Below are 19,252 nucleotides of genomic sequence, written 5' to 3'. Positions count from 1 at the left end.
AGCGCTTGAGATTGAAGATGCCGTTTGCTCAAACGATCTGCCGCGAACAGGACTGGGGGTCCGAATGACCTATTTGGATATTGAGGTATTGGATGAGTTGCTTGAAATCTTGGGGGAGGAGGATCTCCGTGCGATCACGGACAGTTTCGTCGACCAGCTCGGTCATCAGCTAACCGCTCTCGATACGCATTTGGACCAGGCCGATCACGCCGAGATCGCCCGCATTGCCCATTCGCTCAAGGGTGGCGCGGGCAATCTGGGCGCGCTCGCGCTCTCCGAGGCGGCGGCGGCGTTGGAGCGCCATGCCCGCGAGGGGGATGCGGACATGACCTCTTCGATCATGACGAATCTGCCGGAGATTGCCCGCCAGACGGTCGCCGAACTGAGCGAACGCGGCTACGTGAGCGCGGAATCCTGAATGACGTTGCCGTCAAACACGCAGCCGGTTTTCGTAGGCCGGCAGCCGATTTTCGATGCCCGTGGCTTGATCGTCGGCTTTGAACTGCTGTTTCGCGGCGGTCATTCGGCACCCGCTCCAGGAACGAACCATCCGGACACCGACGAGGACTCCACGACCTCCGACCTTTTGCGCAGCATCTTCGTCGATATCGGCGTCGAGAATCTGGTGGGCGACCGCCTTGCCTTCATGACCTTGCCCCGCCATTTTCTCGACAGCGATCTGCTCGCGGCCTTGCCCGCCGGGCAGACCGCGCTCGAAATCTTCCGAGATTGCCCGCTTGATCCAGACAGCGTGGGCGTGGCACGCGCGCTCGCGGCGCGGGGCTTTCGCTTGGTCATGGACGCTCGGCATCTGCTGACCGATCCGACCGTGGCGCGTGAGGTTGCCGCGATCATCAGGATCGATGTCCGCAGGCTGGACCGCACGGCCCTGGCGCGGCAAGCCGAGGATTGCGCGTCACTGGGGGTCGGGATGTTGGCGGAAAAGGTCGAGACGGAGGCGGAGTATCAGCTTGCCAGGCGTTTGGGTTTTACCTATTTCCAGGGCTTTTTTCTCTCCTATCCCAACGTGGTCGAGGGTCACCGCATGGGCAGCGGCGCGCTGGTGCTGCTACGTCTGTTGGAGATTCTGCAGCGGGAGGGCAGTACCCTGGATGAACTGGAGCGGCTGGTGACCAGCGATGCGGCGTTGAGCATCGAGATGCTGAAGCTGGTCAATAGCGCGCGTTTTCGCCGGCCCGAGCCGATCGAGTCGATCCGTCAGGCGCTGTTGCTGCTGGGCCGGAAACTCATCGGCCAATGGGCGTTGCTGCTCTCGCTGCGCGCGGCATCCGGTAATCCGCAGGCCATGGAACTGGCCTTGATCCGGGCTCGCATGAGCGAACTGCTGGCGCCGGCGTGCGGTCGCCAGGAGGATGCCGAGCGTTTTTTCACGCTCGGCCTGCTCTCCGGCATCGACCGACTCTTCGGCGTCCCGCTGGCCGAGATTCTGCGCCAGATTCAGCTGAGTCCGGAAATGACCGCCGCGCTGCTGAATCGGGAAGGCCAGATGGCCCTCGTGCTGGAGGTTATCGACGCCTTCGAGAGTGCGGACAATCCCTTGCCCGACGAACTGGATGCCACCCCGGAAGCGCTCTCGCGTCTCTATCTCGAAGCGATCTCCTGGGCCAGGGATCGCTTGATCGAGTTGTCGCGGTGAGTCTGGCACGCGGCAACCTTCGGTTTCGCTTAGGGCGCGTCATCAATTGTCTTCGTGTAGGATGATCGCCGCCCCGCCGCTGTTTCAAGGCTCGGATCGATGCGCTCAACGTCGATGTTGAGCGGCATCGCCGTAGGGGCGAATTCATTCGCCTCTTCGCCCCTGCATCCCTGCATCCGCACAACCGACGTGGCGAATGAATTCGCCCTACAGGCCCATCGACGGTTTTGTCAGGGCTGTTCCGTCTCCACGGTCGGCGCGGACGGCGGCTGCGTCTCCGTGGATGACGTGTCCGGCGACGCGGGTTTTACCGTCAATTTGACCGGATCCAGATCGAGCACGCCGTCCAGATCGAAGGCGGAGAGCTTGAAGAAATAGGGCTTCTCCGCATCTTTTAGTACATAGTCCTCGCTGTTTTCGGCCTGTGAAATCCGGTAGGTCCGCGCGGTGCCGTCATCGAGTCCAAGGTCGAGCACAAGTTTTGGCTCCTGCTGCCGATACGCGGGAGCGTCCTCAGTGCCGAGCACGCCACGATAACCGAGATTGGCCATCTGCGTGACCAGCGCATTGGCAGTGCTCTGGTCGACCGGCTGTTCGCTGTTCTCCAAGCCCCACACATCCCCCTCCTTGACCAACGCCCAATCCTTGCCAGCGACGCGCACAATCCGCTCCTGATCCAGACGCAGAAGCTCCGCATCGAGCCAGTCATCGCGACGAGCGGAGAAGTCGGACAATGCCAAATTCAGCTCATAGACCGCCGGATCGCCCGCCGGGCGAGCGAAGAGACGACGGAAACCGGGCGAGTCGCCGATCAGCAGGGTCGCGAGCGGCCCGTCCTTTCCCTCCAGCGTCAGGCGGCGCTCGAAGCCGTCGTCGGTCAGCTTGAAGCGTTTGCGCGCCTCCTCGCTGGTGGCGATGGGCAGTGGGCGCTTCAGGTCGGCGAGCTGGGTCAGCAACGGCTCGACCCTGGAGGGCGCGGCGGGAAAGTCGCCGAGATCGGCGAGCACCCACTGTTGCCCTTGCGTTCGACGAAGCGTGACCGCTTCGGTTCCGCTCGCGCCCTCGATGCGGACACGGACGACGTCGTCCGGGGCGAAATCGAGCAGGGGCGTTTGGGCGGTCAGGGCAGCCATTCCCGGCGCTCTCAGGCTGAGTCCGAGCGCGAGCAATAGTTGCAAACTCAGCAGTAGCGCCAGCGCGATCACCGGCGGCGAACGCAGATCGGGTGCCCAGCCGGAATCCGGGCGGGGGACGGTCGTGTTCAGCGAACTCATGACAAGGTTCCTCCATTGCCCAGGATAGCCGCATAGGTTTGCTCGCGCCGGGAGCGCAGTCGTCGATACAGCCAATAGACCAGCGCCAGTCCGCCGAGCGCCAGCACATAATTCAGCGACTCCCAGAAGAGCCGGCCCTGTTGGCTGATGGGATCGAGCAGACGGCTGAATTGGCCGCGTCCGCGCAGGGTCAGCAGTCCACGATCCTCAAGCGACCAGTCCACCGCGTTCTGGATCAATTCGACGGGCTTGAGATAGCGGCTCTGGGTCGCCTCGCTCGCCAGGCTGATCGCGGTATCGGTGAGGAAACTCGACGAGCCGATCAGGATCAGGCGCGCCGATGCCGGGGAGGTCTCCACGACACCAGAGATCACTGGCGGGGTCCGCTCCGGCTTTTCCGTCTCCTCGGCGGTGGCTTGGTCAGTCGTTTCGTCATCCTTGCGCGTCGGCTCTTCGGACTCTTCCCGGGCGATCAGCGGCGAGGGTTTGCCCGCGAAAGGCGACTGAAACCGGCCTTCGATCGCCACGGCCAGCAACTTGCGTCCCTGATCGTCGCCGCGCGGAAAACCGAGAGGGCTATACTGCTCGAAGTCCGGCTGCATGTTTTCCGACGCGCTGGTCCAGGCTTCGGAAGAACTTTGGATCAGCTCGATCACCTGCCGATTGGCGTTTCGCTCGGTGTCGATACGGATCGGCGATGACCAGTTCAGGGTAATTTGGCCCAGATTGGACGTGATCCCGGATGTCTCGGCAAGTCCGTCCGCGCGTACGTCCGGGAAATAGGGATAGTCGAGTGTCTGGATTTCCTGGACGGCGAAGCCGCCAAGGTCGCGCTGGACCGGGATCGGGAAGGGCGTATTCCGGGGGTCGAGAACCAGCGTCGGCTCCAAATGCAGCCCCTGGTGAGCAAGCCAGTCCTCCAGTCCAGTGGCTGTGCGGCGCGCCGAGATCGAGCCGCTGGCGAGGTCGACGTTGAAGCTGGATGCTGCCAGGACGGTTGTGCCGCCCTGCATGAGAAACTGGTCGATGGCGAACTGCTGCTTCTCGTCCAGAGTCTCCGGCCCGATGACCATCAAAAGATCCGCGTCCTCTGGAACCTGTCCGGAGGTCAGATCCGTTTCGCGCAGTGCAAAGCCCTCTTGCAGGCTCTGTCGCAGCAGGCTGTAGTCGCTCTCCGCGGTCATGCCCATCCCGAAATCCTGGGGTGCGGGGGAGGGTGTATAGATGGCCAGCGTCCTGAGCATGCCGGGGGCGAACCGCTTGATTGCGGCCTCGATGGCACGGCTCAGGCCAGCGCGGTCGAGCGATTCGGGTAGAGGAATCTGCACCCCTTCGACTCCGCTCCCTGTGCTAAGCAAAGCCGAAGCACGGTCAGGCACTTGGTCAAAGGGCTGCAAGAGCATATAGAAATAGAAAGGAGTTGGATCCAGGGGGCTGATCAGCAGCGGTTCGAGACCGAACTGATCCTTGATGCGCGCGGCCAAGGCGCCATCTCCGGCCGCCGGATCCTGGATCTCGAAGCTGAAGCGTCCGGCGGATGTCGCGGCCAGTTCGCCCAGCAGCGCTTCCAGTTCCTGACGCAGCGCCGGCAGCGGCTCGGGCAGCGCCTCCGCCGCCGAGATGAAGCCCTGGAAGTGCAGCGGTTGGGAGAGACTGGCGAAGAGGTCGCCGCCGCCCCGATAGCCGTAGAGCACCTTCTTGATGGTGCGGGTGAGGTCGTACTCGGGGTTGCGCAGACGCACGTCCAGATCGGATTCGCCGCGCACTTTGACTTCGATCAGATCCTGAAAACCCAGAGTCTCGAATTGATCGCCGTATTTCACCAGGAGGTCGAAATAGGAGTTGACCACCGACGCCTGATATTTGGTCTCGGTCTGGAAGGCGACCGGGCGGATGCCGTATTGCTCGCCGGCCTCGCGCTCCAGCTCCGGGGACTGCTGCGGATCGACGAATTCCACCCGCACCCGGCCCTGGCCGGCGATCTCCAGCTCTTTCAGCAGATCGCGCAATTGCGGAACCAGTGGGGCCAGTAAGGGATGCGTTTGGGCGCTGAAATAGCCACGGATCAGCAGCGGTTCCTGGAGCTGGTCGAGATAGGTTTGGGTTGCTTCGGAGAGACTGTAGAGCCGTCCCTCGGTGAGATCGGCGCGGATCGCGGAGACCGGATGCAGCCAGAGATTGGCGGCGGCCAGATTGGCGACGGTGAGCGCCGTGAGCAGACTCCAGCGGCGATGGTGACGCGGATTGGCGCCGTGTTCAGCCCAGCGCAGACGCTCCAGGCTGTAGACCGTCAGGGTTAGAAAGATCCCGACGAGACTGAGGTAGTAATACAGATCCCGCAGGTCCAGAACGCCACGGGTGATGGACTCGAAGCGCGCGCCGCTGCCGATGAGTCGCAGCAGCTCGCCGCCGCCATGACCGACCAGCGCGGTGAGTGCCGGCGAGCCGATCAGATAGAGGAGCGCGGAGACGAGTGTGGCGCCGATGAGCGCCACGATGGGATTATCGGTGCGCGACGAGACGAAGAGACCGATCGACAGATAGGCCGCGGCGAGCAGCAGGGTCGCCAGATAGGCGCCGAGGACCGGCCCCCAGTCGAGCGGTCCGAGCAGCGCGACGGTGAGCGGCAGGGGCAGCGTGAGTGCCAGCGATACGCTCACCAGACCCAGCGCGGCCAGAAATTTGCCCAGCACCAGCCTGGGCGTGGTCACCGGCAGGGTCAGCAGCGTCTCCAGCGTCCCGGCCCGCCGCTCCTCGCTCCACAGCCGCATGGTGAGCGCCGCGCAGAGGAAAATCAGCAGGATCGGCATCCACTCGAACAAGGGACGCACATCGGCGATATTGCGGGCGAAAAAGGCGTCGACCCAGAAAAAGACGAAGAGCGACACCGCCAGAAAGGTGCCGATGAAGAGATAGGCGACCGGGGAGCCGAAAAAGGCCGCGAGTTCACGGCGGGCGACACGCAGAATTTCAGACATGGGTGGCCTCCGCCGGTTGCGGCCCGAGCGTTTGTGGGGTACGCGTCTCCAGGGTGACGGCGCCGAAGAGCGCTTCCAGATCCTGGCGCTCGGTCTCCAGCCCAAACAGCGGCCAGCGTTGCCGACCGACCGCCTCGGCAACCGCCGGGGCGGCCGCGTGCGGATCGGTCGTTTCCAGCGCATAGCGGCGCAGATCGCCATCCTGATCCAACAGGGCCGCTCCAGCGATTCCGGCCACCCCGGACAGCAGGGGTTCCGCCTCCGCCGGCGCGCGGTCGAGCGTGACGATCAACCGTGGCTGGCGTCCGATGGCGTTCAATCCGCTGTCCAGCGCGAGCCGTCCGCCGCGCATGATGAGCACCCGCCCGCAGACCGCCTCGACTTCCTGCAGCACATGGGTCGAGATGATCAGGGTCGCGTCGGCGGACAGTTCGCGCACCAGGCCGCGCATATGCTGGATCTGGGACGGATCGAGCCCGTTGGTCGGCTCGTCCAGGATGAGAATGACCGGCTCGTGCAGGATCGCCTGGGCCACGCCGACCCGCTGGCGGTAGCCGCGTGACAGGGTGCCGATGACGGCGGTCGCCTTGGCGCCGAGTTCGGTTCGCTCCACCGCGCGCCGGATGGCGGGGGCGCGGCGCCGCGGGGTGAGTCCGTGCAGCGATGCCTGATAATCCAGCGAATCCAGCACCGTCATCTCGGGATAAAGCGGGCAGTTCTCGGGCAGATAGCCGATGCGCCGCTGGATGGTGCGACGCTGTTTGGCAATGTCCAGTCCGTCGACGCGGATCGTTCCGGCGCTCGGTTCGAGATAGCCGGTGAGCATCTTCATGATGGTGGTCTTGCCGGCACCGTTGTGCCCGAGCAGACCGACGATCTCGCCGTGACCGATGTCGAACGAGACGTCCTGGACCGCCTTTAGCTCGCCATACTGACGACTAAGCTCGCGAACCTCGATCATTGGGGGTAACTCCTTCGTTCGCCGGGAAGTCTGAGGAAAGTCGGATAGACCGCTTGGGCGCAAATTTGATCCAAGATCGGGGCGTCGCGCAAGAGGCAAATTTCAATCTCTCCGTCAGACGCCAGACCGAGGGTCGCCGAGAAGCGATGGCGTCACCAGAATCCGCCCATGCGTCTGACCGGCGAGCATCCGCTCGAAGACTTCGGGCAGACCTTCAAGACCGATTGTTTCTGTCACCATGGTTTCCAGTTGGGCCGGGCGCCAGTCGCTCGCCAGATGCCGCCAGAGTTCAGCGCGGGGCGGGGCGGGGATGTCGACCGAGTTGCAGCCGAGCAGACTCACGCCGCGCAGGATGAAAGGCATGACGCTGGCGTGGAATTCATGACCGCCGGCGAGTCCGATGGCGGCGATGTTGCCGCCGGGCGCCATGGTGCGGGTGATCCGGGCCAGCAGATCGCCGCCGACATTGTCGATCGCACCGCCCCATTGCGCTGGCTCCAGCGGGCGCGTGGCCGCGGCCAGCGCGTCGCGGTCGAGGATGCGGCTGGCGCCCAATCCGGCGAGCCATTCGCGCAGCGGCGGTTTGCCCGAGATGGCGACGACCTCGTAACCGAGCCGGGCGAAGATGGCGATGGCCATCGAACCGACCCCGCCGCTGGCCCCATTGACCAGAATCGGACCCAGTTCCGGGCGCTGACCGTTGGTCAGCATGCGCTGCACGGCCAGTGCCGCCGTGAAGCCGGCGGTGCCCAGGATCATGGCCGAAGCCGCGTCGAGTCCGTCCGGCAGTGGCACTAGCCAGTCGCCGGGCACACAGAGAATCTCGGCATACCCGCCGTCATGATCGAAACTCATGCCCCAGCCGGTGGCGATCACGGCATCGCCGGGTTGAAAGTCGGGGTGGTTGGAGCGCTCGACCCGCCCGGCGGCGTCGATGCCGCCGACCAGCGGAAAGGTTCGCAGGATCTTGCCCTTGCCAGTGCCCGCCAGCGCGTCCTTATAGTTGACGCTGGAGTGACTGACCCGGATCAGCACCTCGCCGGCGGCTGGCTCGGGCTTGGGCAGGGTCTCGATTCCGGCATGATGGCCCTGGTCGTCGCGATGGATGCGAAAAGCGGAATAATGGCTCATTGGATCTACCTCTTGTGCTCAGTGCGTTAGATGCCGTTGGATCTGCGTACCAAAGCCCAGGGCATCGAGCAACCTAAGTATTGGAAGGCGGCCCGGATCATTCGGCTCCTCGACCCAGCGCATGGCCCTCTGATCGTCCAGCGGATGACTGCTCGCCCGATCCAACGCGGATCGGGCAGATTCACATACATTCCAGCGTCAGCGCGCCCAGCATCAGATACCGCGCACTCTTGGCCAGCGTCACCAGGAGCAGGAAGCGCCAGAAGGGCTCGCGCAGCAAGCCGGCGATCAGAGTGAGCGGATCGCCGATGACCGGCACCCAACTCAGCAGCAATGACCAGTGTCCGGCACGACGATAGAACGTCTGGGCCTTCGCCAACGCATGATCGCTGATCGGAAACCAGGCTTGGTGGCGGACCTGTTCGAGGGACCACCCGAGCCGCCAGTTCACCAGCGATCTCAGGACATTGCCGACACTCGCCACCGTCAGCAGCGCCCAGACCGAATGGGCGTCCGCGAGCAGGAGTCCGACCAACAGGGCTTCCGACTGCAATGGCAGCAGCGAGCCCGCGCCGAGCGCGGCCAGGAACAGGGCCAGATAACCAGAAATGTCCCACATCAGGGAATGACGCGCCGCATTCAGACCAAATCAGCTCGGTAGGCAAAAGCGCCACTGGACCGGCGGTCAGGATCCCGGCATCGTCGCCGCGCCAGCCAGTTCAAGTGTCGCCTGATCGCCTAAGACCGCCTGGATTTCAACCAGGGTCGGCGGGCGCGTGGAGGCCGGATCGTCGTGGCGCCCGAGACAGGTAATGCGCATCAGGTTGGGATCCTGGCGGTGATCGAGCCAGAAATGATAGCCGAACCGGACCATCGGCGACCCCCCGCTGTCGCCATGGCTCGCGAACTGAAACCGGACGTTGCCATCCGCGCCGGGAGGACGATCCACGCTGGAGACCAGAGCCACATAATCCTGAACGCGCGTGATCCCGTATCGGCCGGCCTGGATCGTCTGGCTCTCGTCTGGGGCGAGGCGTCTGACCTCGATCACGCAACTTGTCCCCGTGGCCGTCGCGCGGCCCGCGGCAAAGTAAGCGCGGGTGCGGCCGGGCGGGATCTGGATCGGTTGTTTAAGCCGTAGCGCGCTCCCTGGCGGGATTTCCATCCAGTCGCCCGAAACGGACTCGCGGACGAGTGTTTGACAGGCTCCAAGGAGGAGGGCCGTCAGGCAGATCGTGGTGTAGCGGATCAAGAAGCGCGAGGTCATCTTGGTTCTCCGGTGCGGCGGTTGACGAAGAAGCGGGATTTGCTATTTTCATCATTTCCGAAAAGACGGGCATCTCGGTTTCCGGCTTTCCGGAGTGATCTTGGATTCATCTGGCGATGATCAAATTGATGTCCAACCGATTGGCTTGAGAGGGGAGTTCCAAACAGCTTCTTCGATCAGGCTGGTATGCGGGAGCTTGACGCCGCTGGGGTGCTGTTCCGATGGAGTTCGTCACGACTGAGGCATAACTTCGACTGGGATCAGCCCGATCCTGCTCTGCCATTCGGCCGGGCCGGTCTGGTGAACCGATTCGCCCCGGCTGTCGACCGCGACCGTGACCGGCATGTCCGCGACCTCGAATTCGCGGATCGCTTCCATCCCGAGATCCGCGAAGGCGATCGGGCGGGAGCTTTTGATCGCCCTGGCGACCAGATAGGCCGCGCCGCCGACGGCCATCAGATAGACGGCGCCATGGCGTTTGATCGACTCGATGGCCGTCGGGCCGCGCTCGGCCTTGCCGATCATGCCGATCAATCCGGTTGCGCCGAGCATCCGTTCGGTGAATTTGTCCATGCGGGTGGCCGTGGTGGGGCCGGCGGGGCCGACCACCTCGTCGCGCACTGGATCGACCGGGCCGACATAGTAGATGAACCGATTGTGCAGATCGACCCCGTCTGGCAACGGTTCGCCCCGGTCGAGCAGGTCGGCGATGCGCTGGTGCGCGGCGTCGCGCCCGGTCAGCAGTTTGCCGGAGAGCAGAAGCCGTTCGCCGGGTTTCCAGGTGGCGATTTCCTCGCGCGTGATGGCGTCGAGATCGATCCGGCGCGCGCCGGTGGCGGCATCCCAGACGATCTCGGGCCAGTCGTCCAGACTTGGCGGCGTCAATGTCACCGGACCCGAGCCATCCAGGGTAAACTCCAGATGTCGGGTGGCTGCGCAATTGGGGATAATGGCAACAGGGAGTGAGGCTGCGTGGGTCGGATAGGTCAGGATCTTGACATCCAGCACCGTGGTCAGGCCGCCTAGCCCCTGAGCGCCGATGCCGAGCCCGTTGACTTTCTCATAGAGTTCCAGGCGCAATTCCTCAATGGGGCCGGAGGGGCCGCGTGTCTTGAGTTCATGGATGTCGATCGGTCCGAGCAAGGACTCCTTGGCCAGCAGCATCGCCTTCTCCGACGAGCCGCCGATACCGATACCGAGCATGCCGGGCGGACACCAGCCGGCCCCCATGGTGGGGACCGTTTTCAGCACCCAATCGACCAGGCTGTCGCTCGGATTGAGAATGGCGAACTTGGATTTGTTCTCGGAGCCGCCACCCTTGGCGGCCAGTCGCACCTCAACTGTATCGCCTGGCACAAGCTCCATGTGGACTACTGCCGGCGTATTGTCTCCGGTATTCTTGCGGGCACCGATCGGCGGCGAGACCATGGATGCGCGCAGCAGGTTGTCGGGATCCCGATAGGCTCGACGCACGCCCTCGTCGACCATTGCCTGCACGCTTCGCGTTGCTTCCCAACGCACATTCATGCCGATCTTCAGGAAGACGACCACCATGCCGGTGTCCTGGCAGATCGGACGATGTCCTTCCGCGCACATCCGCGAATTGACCAGGATCTGGGCCATGGCGTCGCGGGCCGCCGGGGATTCCTCGGTCGTGTAGGCGGCGGCCAGTGCCTGGATGTAGTCGCGCGGGTGATAGTAGGAAATGAACTGGAGCGCATCGGCGATGCTCTCGATAAAATCGGTCTCGCGGATGATGGTCATCGGGTTTGCCTGGATTGAGGCTGACGAAGACAGTCAGTATAGTCAGGTCGCGGATCGTCGCAAAAAATGCTTGCGGTTCGGCGACGGTTTCTGTACATTTCCCAGCTCTTAACGACAGGCGCGTAGCTCAGCTGGTTAGAGCACCACCTTGACATGGTGGGGGTCGTTGGTTCGAGTCCAATCGCGCCTACCAAATACTGGCTGTCTGCCTTCAGCAATCAGCTTTCAGCGTCACGTCAAGGCTGAGAGTCAATCGCTGAAGGCAGATAGCTTTTTTGTTGCCCATCAAGTCCGCGTTCCGCAACGATTGGGCCGCACTGAACGACTCACGTGATCCCTCGTATCGATCACCACTGAACTCTTAGGATTCGACATGCCTCTGATCACCCTTCCCGATGGCTCCCAGCGTCCGTTCGAGCAACCCGTCACCGTCCATGAGGTCGCCGCTTCCATTGGTTCGGGTCTCGCCAAGGCCGCGCTTGCCGGGCGCGTCGACGGGGCGCTGGTCGATACTTCCTTTTTGGTCGAACACGATGCCGAACTCGCCATCGTCACCAGCCGGGACGAGGCAACGGCACTGGAGTTGCTGCGCCACGATGCCGCGCATGTCATGGCGCAGGCGGTTCAGGAACTCTATCCCGGCACCCAGGTGACCATCGGGCCGGCGATCGAAAACGGCTTCTATTACGACTTCGCCCGCGACGAACCCTTCACGCCCGAGGATCTGGAACGCATCGAGACGCGCATGCACGAGATCGTGAAGCGCGACCTGCCGATCATGCGCGAGGTCTGGGATCGGGAAGAGGCTAAGCGTCGCTTCGGCGAACTGGGCGAGCGCTACAAGGTCGAGATTATCGAGGACATCATCCCCGAGGGCGAGGCGGTTTCCATCTACCGTCAAGGCGATTGGTTCGATGTCTGCCGCGGCCCGCATCTCCCTAGCACCGGCAAGCTCGGCAACGGTTTCACGCTCACCAAGCTGGCGGGTGCCTATTGGCGTGGCGACTCCAATAACGCCATGCTCCAGCGCATCTATGGCACCGCCTGGCGCGACAAAAAAGAACTGACCGCCTATCTGGCTCGCCTGGAAGAAGCCGAGAAGCGCGATCACCGCAAACTCGGCAAGCAGCTCGATCTCTTTCATTTTCAGGACGAAGCGCCGGGCATGGCTTTCTGGCACGCCAAGGGGCGGACCGTCTATCGTCTCGCCGAAGCCTATATGCGCGAGAAGCTCGACGAATACGGCTACCAGGAAGTCGAGACGCCTCAAGTCCTTGATCGTTCCTTGTGGGAGCGTTCCGGCCATTGGGACAAATTCGCCGGCGGCATGTTCACGACTCAGCTCGATGACCGCGATTACGCCATCAAGCCGATGAACTGTCCCGGCCATATCCAGCTCTATAATCAGGGTCTCAAGAGTTACCGCGACCTGCCGCTGCGGATCGCCGAGTTCGGCGTGGTTCACCGCAACGAACCCTCCGGCACCCTGCATGGCCTGATGCGCGCGCGCCGCTTCACGCAGGACGACGCCCATGTGTTCTGCACCGAGACCCAGCTTCAGCCCGAGGTCGCGACGCTCATCGACATGGTGTTCGAGACCTATCGGGATTTCGGTTTTACCGACATCGATCTGGCCCTCTCGTTGCGGCCCGAGCAGCGGGTCGGCGCCGACGAACTCTGGGACAAGGCCGAGGCGGCGCTCGAACGCTCGCTGACCGACAAGGGGCTGAGGTTCCGGGTGCAGCCGGGGGAGGGCGCGTTCTATGGCCCCAAGATCGAATTCACCCTGCACGACAGCATCGGCCGCGCCTGGCAATGCGGTACCATCCAGGTCGATTTTTCCATGCCGGGCCGTCTTGGCGCGCACTATATCGCCGAGGACAACAGCAAGCAGACCCCGGTGATGATCCATCGCGCCATCCTGGGGTCGATCGAGCGCTTTATCGGGATTCTGATCGAACACTACGCGGGGTTGTTTCCGCTCTGGCTGGCACCGGTTCAGGCGGTGGTGCTCAATATCACCGACCGTCAGGCGGACTATGTCAAGGAGGTCGCTAAGACCTTGCGCGGTAAGGGCTTCCGTGCCGAAATCGACTTGAGAAACGAGAAGATCGGCTTTAAAATCCGCGAGCACACCCTGCAACGCGTGCCCTATCTGATCGTGGTCGGCGATCGCGAGGTCGAAACCCGCTCCGTCGCCGTGCGCGACCGTCAGGGCCAGGATCTCGGAATTCTCGAACTCGACGCCTTCATCGGGCGCCTGCGGGAAGAGGTCGCGAACCGAATCCACTAACGTTCGGCTCGGCGAGGGCGACCGCGAGCGCGGTTACCCGGCCGTTTTCATTTGTGTTTTTGGAGGAACCTGCTATCGCTGCACCAAAGAGAAACCGCGTCAACAAGGAGATCAACGTACCGGAGGTCCGGCTGATCGGCGCGGATGGACATCAGGTCGGGGTCGTCAATACCCGCGAGGCCCTGGAAATGGCCGTCACGGCGGGCATGGACCTTGTCGAGATCGTGCCGACGGAAGATCCGCCGGTTTGTCGGTTGATGGATTTCGGACGGTTTCTCTTCGATCAGAAGAAGAAGAAAAACGAAGCCAAGAAAAAACAGAAGCAGGTTCAGATCAAGGAAGTGAAATTTCGTCCAGGCACGGACGAGGGAGACTATCAGGTCAAACTACGCAACCTGACCCGTTTCCTCCAGGAAGGGGATAAGGCCAAGGTCACCATGCGCTTTCGTGGGCGCGAACATGCCCACCGCGAACTCGGCTTGGATCTGCTCAAGCGCATCGAGGGTGATTTGTCCCCGCTCAGCATCGTCGAGCAACAGCCGCTCATGGAAGGGCGTCAGATGGTCATGGTGCTGGGACCCAAAAAGAAATAGCGGCGATCGGACGTTGGCCTCGGAGCAAATCGTTCCGGGTGTCCAGTCGTCTGGCATCGGGTGCCATCGGCATCCGATGCGTCAATCAGTCAACGGCAAATGCCGTCGTCGCATCAAAATCATCGATCAATCGCGAAGTGAAGAAAAATGCCCAAGATTAAAACCAATCGCGGAGCCGCGAAGCGCTTCAAGCGCACCGCCTCCGGTGACGTCAAGTGCCACTCATCCCACCGGCGCCACATCCTGACCAAGAAGCCCACCAAGCGGAAGCGCCAGTTACGCGCGCCCAAGCGGCTGCATAAGTCGGATGTTCGTTCCGCGCTGCGGATGATTCCCTACTGTTAAAACGCGCTTGACGAAGCGATCGGAGATTCAGGATGCCAAGAGTAAAACGCGGCGTAACCGCCCATGCCCGACATAAAAAGCTGCTGGACCAGGCCAAGGGCTATTATGGCGCCCGCAGTAAGGTCTATCGGGTTGCCAAGCAGGCCGTCATCAAGGCCGGACAGTATGCCTACCGCGACCGTCGCCAGAAGAAGCGCCAGTTCCGTACCCTCTGGATCGCCCGTATCAACGCGGCGGCGCGCGAGAACGGTCTGTCCTACAGCCGCCTGATCGACGGTCTCAAAAAGGCCGGGATCGAGGTTGATCGCAAGATGCTGGCGGATGTCGCCTACCATGACAGCGTCGTCTTCGCGGCGCTTGCCGAACAGGCGAAGACGGCCTTGGCCTGATTCGACGCCATTCCGTCCGCGTCCGCCATCGACAGAGAGGGGAAGGCCCAGGTCTTTCCCTCTTTTCGTTTGCGACATTAAACCGCGTCTGGCGTGATAGGCATCGTTTGTGAATTGGCTTGGCCTCGTCCGAGCTTGCTGGCGTCTGAGTCGACGCGGTTTAACCAGATTCAACGTTGCGGGTTTAAAGCATGGTCGAACAAACCGAACTCGGTATCGCCTCTTTGCGCGAAGCCGCTCTTGTCGCCATCGAGAAGGCAGCGGATCTCATGGGGCTCGATCAGGTACGCGTGCGCTATCTGGGCAAGACGGGCGACTTGACCGTCCTGCTCAAGCAGCTTGGCACGCTGCCGGCTGCGGAGCGTCCCGCTGCCGGGCAGGAGATCAATCAGGCAAAGGTTGCCGTCCAGAGCGCCATCGATGCGCGCCGGACCGTCCTGGAACAGGTGTCGCTGGCGTCGCGACTTGCCGCCGAGCGGATCGACATCACCCTGCCGGGGCGCGGACAGCAGCCGGGCGGATTGCACCCCGTGACCCGAGCATTGCGGCGCATCGAGCGTCTGTTCGCCAACGCCGGATTCGCCGTGGTCGAAGGGCCTGAAGTCGAGGACGCCTATCACAATTTCGAGGCGCTCAACATCCCCGCGCATCATCCCGCGCGGGCGATGCACGATACCTTTTATTTCGATGCCGACCGGCTGTTGCGCACCCATACCTCGCCGGTGCAGATTCGGGTCATGGAACAGCAGGCCCCGCCGCTCAAGATCATCGCGCCGGGCCGGGTCTATCGTTGCGATTCCGATCTGACTCATACCCCCATGTTCCATCAGGTCGAGGGTCTGCTGGTCGACGAGGAGGTCAGTTTCGCCGACCTCAAGGGCGTGCTCTACGACTTTCTGCGCAACTTCTTCGAGCGCGATCTGGAGTTGCGCTTTCGACCGTCTTATTTTCCCTTCACCGAACCCTCGGCGGAGGTCGACATTCAGTGCGTGATGTGTGGCGGCGACGGCTGCCGGGTCTGCAAACAGACCGGCTGGCTGGAAGTGCTCGGTTGCGGCATGGTCTATCCCGAGGTGTTCAAGCATGTCGGGATCGATCCCGAGCGCCATCTTGGCTACGCCTTCGGCATGGGCGTCGAGCGGCTCGCCATGCTGCGCTATGGCATCGACGATATCCGGCTCAATTTCGATAATGACCTAAGATACCTGCGCCAGTTTGCCTGATGGTTTGTCCGTTGGAAACGGTCCGTTTCACGCGGCATTTCCATTCGCGATTCCAGCGACGATCACGGATCGTCGTCGATTCACAAGTATTCGTGTCGTTGACAACTGACAACTGACAACTGACAACTGACAACTGACAACTCCTTTCAATTCGCCGCGCGCATTGAAAATCGAATATGGGTAAGGGGACATGCGATTCAGTGAGGCTTGGCTGCGCGAGTGGGTGAATCCGCCGGTCGACACACAACAATTGGCCGATCAGCTCAGCATGGCGGGTCTGGAAGTGGATGCCGTCGAACCGGCGGCCCCCGCCTTCAGCGGCGTCTCGATCGGTCTGGTGCAGCGCATCGCGCCCCATCCGGATGCCGCCAAGCTGCGCATCTGCACGGTCGATCTCGGCCAGGACGAACCGCTCCAGATCATCTGCGGCGCGGCCAATGTCGCCGAGGGCATGAAGGTTCCGGTCGCCACGGTCGGCGCCTGTCTGCCCGGCGACTTCAAGATCAAAAAGGCCAAGCTGCGCGGTGTCGAATCCTTCGGCATGATCTGCTCCGCTACTGAACTGGGACTGGCCGAGACCTCCGATGGCATCCTGCCCCTGGCGGCGGACGCGCCGATTGGCGAGGATTTCCGCGCCTGGATGGCCCTGGACGATCACTGCATCGAGGTCGACCTGACTCCGGATCGAGGCGACTGTCTCGGCATCGCCGGGCTCGCCCGCGAGGTCGCGGTCATCAACCGCGTCCCGCTGCGCCCGCCCGCCGTGCAACCCGTAGCGCCGACCTGCGACGACCGCGTGACGGTGCGTCTGCTGGCCCCCGACGCCTGTCCCCGCTATGTCTGCCGGGTCATCCGCCAGATCGATCCGACCGCCACGACGCCCGTGTGGATGCAGGAACGCCTGCGTCGCGCCGGACTGCGCGCGATCAGCCCCGTCGTGGATGTCACCAACTACGTCATGCTCGAACTGGGTCAGCCCATGCACGGGTTCGATCTCGCCAAACTCCGCGGCGGGATCGACGTCCGTCTGGCCCAGGCCGGCGAACGGCTCGCGCTGCTCAACGGCGAAGAGGCCGGTCTGCGCGGGGACACGCTGGTCATCGCCGACGCGAACCAGGCGGTGGCCATGGCCGGCATCATGGGCGGCGCCGCGACCGGCGTTGGCCCCGAGACCCGCGACATCCTGCTCGAAAGCGCTTTTTTCGCGCCACTCGCCATCAGCGGCAAGGCGCGCGGCTACGGCTTTCATACCGATTCCTCGCACCGTTTCGAGCGCGGCGTCGACCCCCAACTCCAGGTCCGCGCGATCGAGCGCGCGACCCGTCTCCTGCTGGACATCGTCGGCGGCGAGGTCGGCCCGGTGGTGGACGTGGCCGACGCGACCCATCTGCCGCACCGCGAACCCCTGCATCTGCGCGAGTCGCGCGTCGCCCGGATTCTCGGGCTCGCACTGCCCGCCACGACCATCACCGATGTGCTGGAACGCCTGGGCATGACCGTCGAACCTCTCGCTGACGGCTGGCGGGTCACCCCACCCAGCGCCCGTTTCGATCTGGTCCACGAAGTCGATCTGATTGCCGACATCGGCCGCATCCATGGCTACGACAACATCCCGGTGAGCCACGCCAGTTCCGCCTCGGTCACCCAATCCACGCCTGAGGCCGCGTTCGATCTCGACCGCGCGCGCCTGGCCCTGGTCGACCGCGGTTTCCACGAGGTCATCACCTACAGCTTCGTCAGCCCCGAGATCCAGTCGCTGGTCGAACCCGAGGCCGACACCCTGCGGTTGGCCAACCCCATCAGCGCCGAACTCTCCACCATGCGCACCAGCCTCTGGACCGGCCTGTTGCAGACCGCCCGTTACAATCAGACCCGTCAACTGGAGCGGGTGCGAATCTTCGAGTCCGGTCTGCGGTTTCGGATCGGCGCCGACGGTCTGCGACAGGAGCCGGGGCTCGCCGGTCTGGTCATCGGCACGGCCGCTCCCGAACAGTGGGGCGAGCAATCCGGCAAGGTCGATTTTTACGACCTCAAGGCCGACGTGGAAGCCCTGCTGGCGCTGACCGGCGCGCCCGCGCAATTCAGATTCGTCGCCGGCGCGCATCCGGCCCTGCATCCGGGCCAGACGGCCCGGATCGAGCGTGCGGGGAAACCCGTGGGTCTGATGGGGATGCTGCATCCCTCGCTGGCCGCCAAGCTCGATCTCACCGGCGACGCCTTTCTGTTCGAGCTGGATCTGGCGCCGCTGGCGGACGGCATCCTGCCCCGCTATGCGCCGATCTCGCGTTTCCCTGGCATTCGTCGCGATCTGGCGATCGTCATCGACGCACAGATCGCTTACGAGAGGGTCGCCGACTGCGTTCGCGCCGCCGCCACGGAACTGCTGCGCGAGGTCATCCTGTTCGATGTCTATACCGGCAAGAACATCGATTCTGGACGAAAAAGTCTTGCTTTAGGATTGATTTTACAGTCTTCTTCCCAGACACTGACGGAAGATCTCATTGAAGTCGAGGTGGGGCGGATCCTGAACCGCCTAGCCTCCGAACTTGACGCACGATTGAGGGATTGAAGGTATGGCGTTGACCAAAGCCGAAATGGCAGAACATCTATTCGATGAACTGGGCCTGAACAAACGCGAGGCCAAGGATATCGTCGAGATGTTTTTCGAGGAGATTCGCACCGCTCTGGAGCGGGGGGAACAGGTCAAGCTGTCCGGGTTCGGCAACTTCGACCTGCGCGAGAAAAACGAGCGTCCGGGCCGCAACCCCAAGACTGGCGAGGAAATCCCCATCACCGCGCGGCGTGTTGTGACCTTCCGTCCGGGCCAGAAGCTCAAATCACGGGTGGAAGCCTATGCTGGAACCGATGGCTAGTGGCGACGAGCCAGGAGACGGCGATCTCCCGCCGATTCCCGGCAAGCGTTACTTCACCATCGGTGAAGTCAGCGAGCTGTGTGGCGTCAAACCGCACGTCTTGCGCTACTGGGAACAGGAATTTCCGCAGCTCAAGCCGGTCAAGCGTCGCGGCAACCGGCGTTATTACCAACGCCACGATGTTTTGATCGTGCGCCAGATTCGCAACCTGCTGTACGACCAGGGATTCACCATCGGCGGCGCCCGCCAGCAATTGAGCGGAGAAGGCGCCAAGCACGACATGAACCAGACCCATCAGGTTCTGCGCCAATTACGTCTTGAGCTTGAAGAGATTCTGCAGATACTGCGGCGTTGACGTTCGGTGGGTTAGGCTTTATGATCACTTATCTTATCGGGGCGTAGCGCAGCCTGGTAGCGCACCTGAATGGGGTTCAGGTGGTCGGAGGTTCAAATCCTCTCGCCCCGACCAATAAAAACAACGGTTTAGACTTTATCGGTCTAAGC

At 62.9% G+C, this 19,252-nt stretch carries 17 protein-coding genes and 2 tRNA genes; 12 read left to right on the top strand and 7 right to left on the bottom strand.

Annotated elements, in window-relative coordinates; genetic code table 11:
* The first annotated feature begins 64 nt into the window (after positions 1-64).
* A complete protein-coding gene (locus CCR95_RS24015; RefSeq protein ID WP_201099143.1) occupies positions 65-418 on the top strand; it encodes an Hpt domain-containing protein in 354 nt (117 codons plus the stop codon).
* Positions 419-1,657, top strand: a complete 1,239-nt coding sequence (locus CCR95_RS24010) for an EAL and HDOD domain-containing protein (RefSeq protein ID WP_201099141.1) — start codon at positions 419-421, stop codon at positions 1,655-1,657.
* 230 nt (positions 1,658-1,887) lie between these two features.
* Here CCR95_RS24010 and CCR95_RS24005 read toward each other — a convergent pair whose 3' ends face one another.
* The 7 genes from CCR95_RS24005 to CCR95_RS23975 all read right to left on the bottom strand — a co-directional run bounded on the left by CCR95_RS24005 (position 1,888) and on the right by CCR95_RS23975 (position 11,032).
* Positions 1,888-2,931, bottom strand: coding sequence for a DUF4340 domain-containing protein (locus tag CCR95_RS24005; protein ID WP_201099139.1), 1,044 nt, complete (start codon positions 2,929-2,931; stop codon positions 1,888-1,890).
* Complete coding sequence (locus CCR95_RS24000; RefSeq protein WP_201099137.1) at positions 2,928-5,909, bottom strand: Gldg family protein; 2,982 nt, start codon at positions 5,907-5,909, stop codon at positions 2,928-2,930. The genes CCR95_RS24005 and CCR95_RS24000 overlap by 4 nt, the downstream gene beginning before the upstream one ends.
* The gene (locus tag CCR95_RS23995; protein WP_201099135.1) at positions 5,902-6,870 is read right to left on the bottom strand and encodes an ABC transporter ATP-binding protein; all 969 of its coding nucleotides are present in this window, start codon (positions 6,868-6,870) and stop codon (positions 5,902-5,904) included. The genes CCR95_RS24000 and CCR95_RS23995 overlap by 8 nt, the downstream gene beginning before the upstream one ends.
* Positions 6,871-6,984: 114 nt before the next feature.
* A complete protein-coding gene (locus CCR95_RS23990; protein WP_201099133.1) occupies positions 6,985-8,001 on the bottom strand; it encodes a YhdH/YhfP family quinone oxidoreductase in 1,017 nt (338 codons plus the stop codon).
* A 181-nt stretch (positions 8,002-8,182) separates the two neighbouring features.
* Positions 8,183-8,620 carry a YqaA family protein gene (locus CCR95_RS23985; RefSeq protein WP_201099131.1) on the bottom strand — a complete coding sequence of 146 codons (438 nt, stop codon included), beginning with the start codon at positions 8,618-8,620 and terminating at the stop codon, positions 8,183-8,185.
* A 66-nt stretch (positions 8,621-8,686) separates the two neighbouring features.
* A complete protein-coding gene (locus CCR95_RS23980) occupies positions 8,687-9,268 on the bottom strand; it encodes a hypothetical protein (RefSeq protein ID WP_201099129.1) in 582 nt (193 codons plus the stop codon).
* A gap of 231 nt (positions 9,269-9,499) precedes the next feature.
* On the bottom strand, positions 9,500-11,032 hold the full coding sequence (locus CCR95_RS23975; RefSeq protein WP_201099127.1) for a fumarate hydratase: 1,533 nt from the start codon (positions 11,030-11,032) through the stop codon (positions 9,500-9,502).
* Between the two features lie 116 nt (positions 11,033-11,148).
* On the opposite strand from CCR95_RS23975, the gene CCR95_RS23970 reads away from it, so the two are divergent.
* From CCR95_RS23970 to CCR95_RS23925, 10 genes are all read left to right on the top strand, one after another.
* Positions 11,149-11,225: transfer RNA gene (locus tag CCR95_RS23970), tRNA-Val, on the top strand.
* A 180-nt stretch (positions 11,226-11,405) separates the two neighbouring features.
* Positions 11,406-13,325: a threonine--tRNA ligase gene (gene thrS, locus CCR95_RS23965; protein WP_201099125.1), complete on the top strand. Its 1,920-nt coding sequence runs from the start codon at positions 11,406-11,408 to the stop codon at positions 13,323-13,325.
* Between the two features lie 59 nt (positions 13,326-13,384).
* On the top strand, positions 13,385-13,918 hold the full coding sequence (gene infC, locus CCR95_RS23960; RefSeq protein ID WP_014778020.1) for a translation initiation factor IF-3: 534 nt from the start codon (positions 13,385-13,387) through the stop codon (positions 13,916-13,918).
* Between the two features lie 147 nt (positions 13,919-14,065).
* Complete coding sequence (gene rpmI, locus CCR95_RS23955; RefSeq protein WP_014778019.1) at positions 14,066-14,263, top strand: 50S ribosomal protein L35; 198 nt, start codon at positions 14,066-14,068, stop codon at positions 14,261-14,263.
* 32 nt (positions 14,264-14,295) lie between these two features.
* Complete coding sequence (gene rplT, locus CCR95_RS23950) at positions 14,296-14,652, top strand: 50S ribosomal protein L20 (RefSeq protein ID WP_014778018.1); 357 nt, start codon at positions 14,296-14,298, stop codon at positions 14,650-14,652.
* 191 nt (positions 14,653-14,843) lie between these two features.
* Complete coding sequence (gene pheS / locus CCR95_RS23945) at positions 14,844-15,875, top strand: phenylalanine--tRNA ligase subunit alpha (RefSeq protein ID WP_201099123.1); 1,032 nt, start codon at positions 14,844-14,846, stop codon at positions 15,873-15,875.
* A 190-nt stretch (positions 15,876-16,065) separates the two neighbouring features.
* Positions 16,066-18,444, top strand: coding sequence for a phenylalanine--tRNA ligase subunit beta (gene pheT, locus CCR95_RS23940; RefSeq protein WP_201099121.1), 2,379 nt, complete (start codon positions 16,066-16,068; stop codon positions 18,442-18,444).
* 4 nt (positions 18,445-18,448) lie between these two features.
* Positions 18,449-18,748 carry an integration host factor subunit alpha gene (ihfA, locus tag CCR95_RS23935; RefSeq protein WP_014778015.1) on the top strand — a complete coding sequence of 100 codons (300 nt, stop codon included), beginning with the start codon at positions 18,449-18,451 and terminating at the stop codon, positions 18,746-18,748.
* Positions 18,729-19,103: a MerR family transcriptional regulator gene (locus tag CCR95_RS23930; protein WP_201099120.1), complete on the top strand. Its 375-nt coding sequence runs from the start codon at positions 18,729-18,731 to the stop codon at positions 19,101-19,103. The genes ihfA and CCR95_RS23930 overlap by 20 nt, the downstream gene beginning before the upstream one ends.
* 37 nt (positions 19,104-19,140) lie before the next feature.
* Positions 19,141-19,217, top strand: a tRNA-Pro gene (locus CCR95_RS23925).
* The last annotated feature ends 35 nt before the right edge of the window (positions 19,218-19,252 follow it).

It is taken from the genome of Thiocystis minor, assembly GCF_016653465.1.
Lineage (GTDB): Bacteria > Pseudomonadota > Gammaproteobacteria > Chromatiales > Chromatiaceae > Chromatium > Chromatium minus.
Note: the sequence above shows the minus strand (reverse complement) of the source record. Positions and strands in the feature narration are given on the sequence as shown.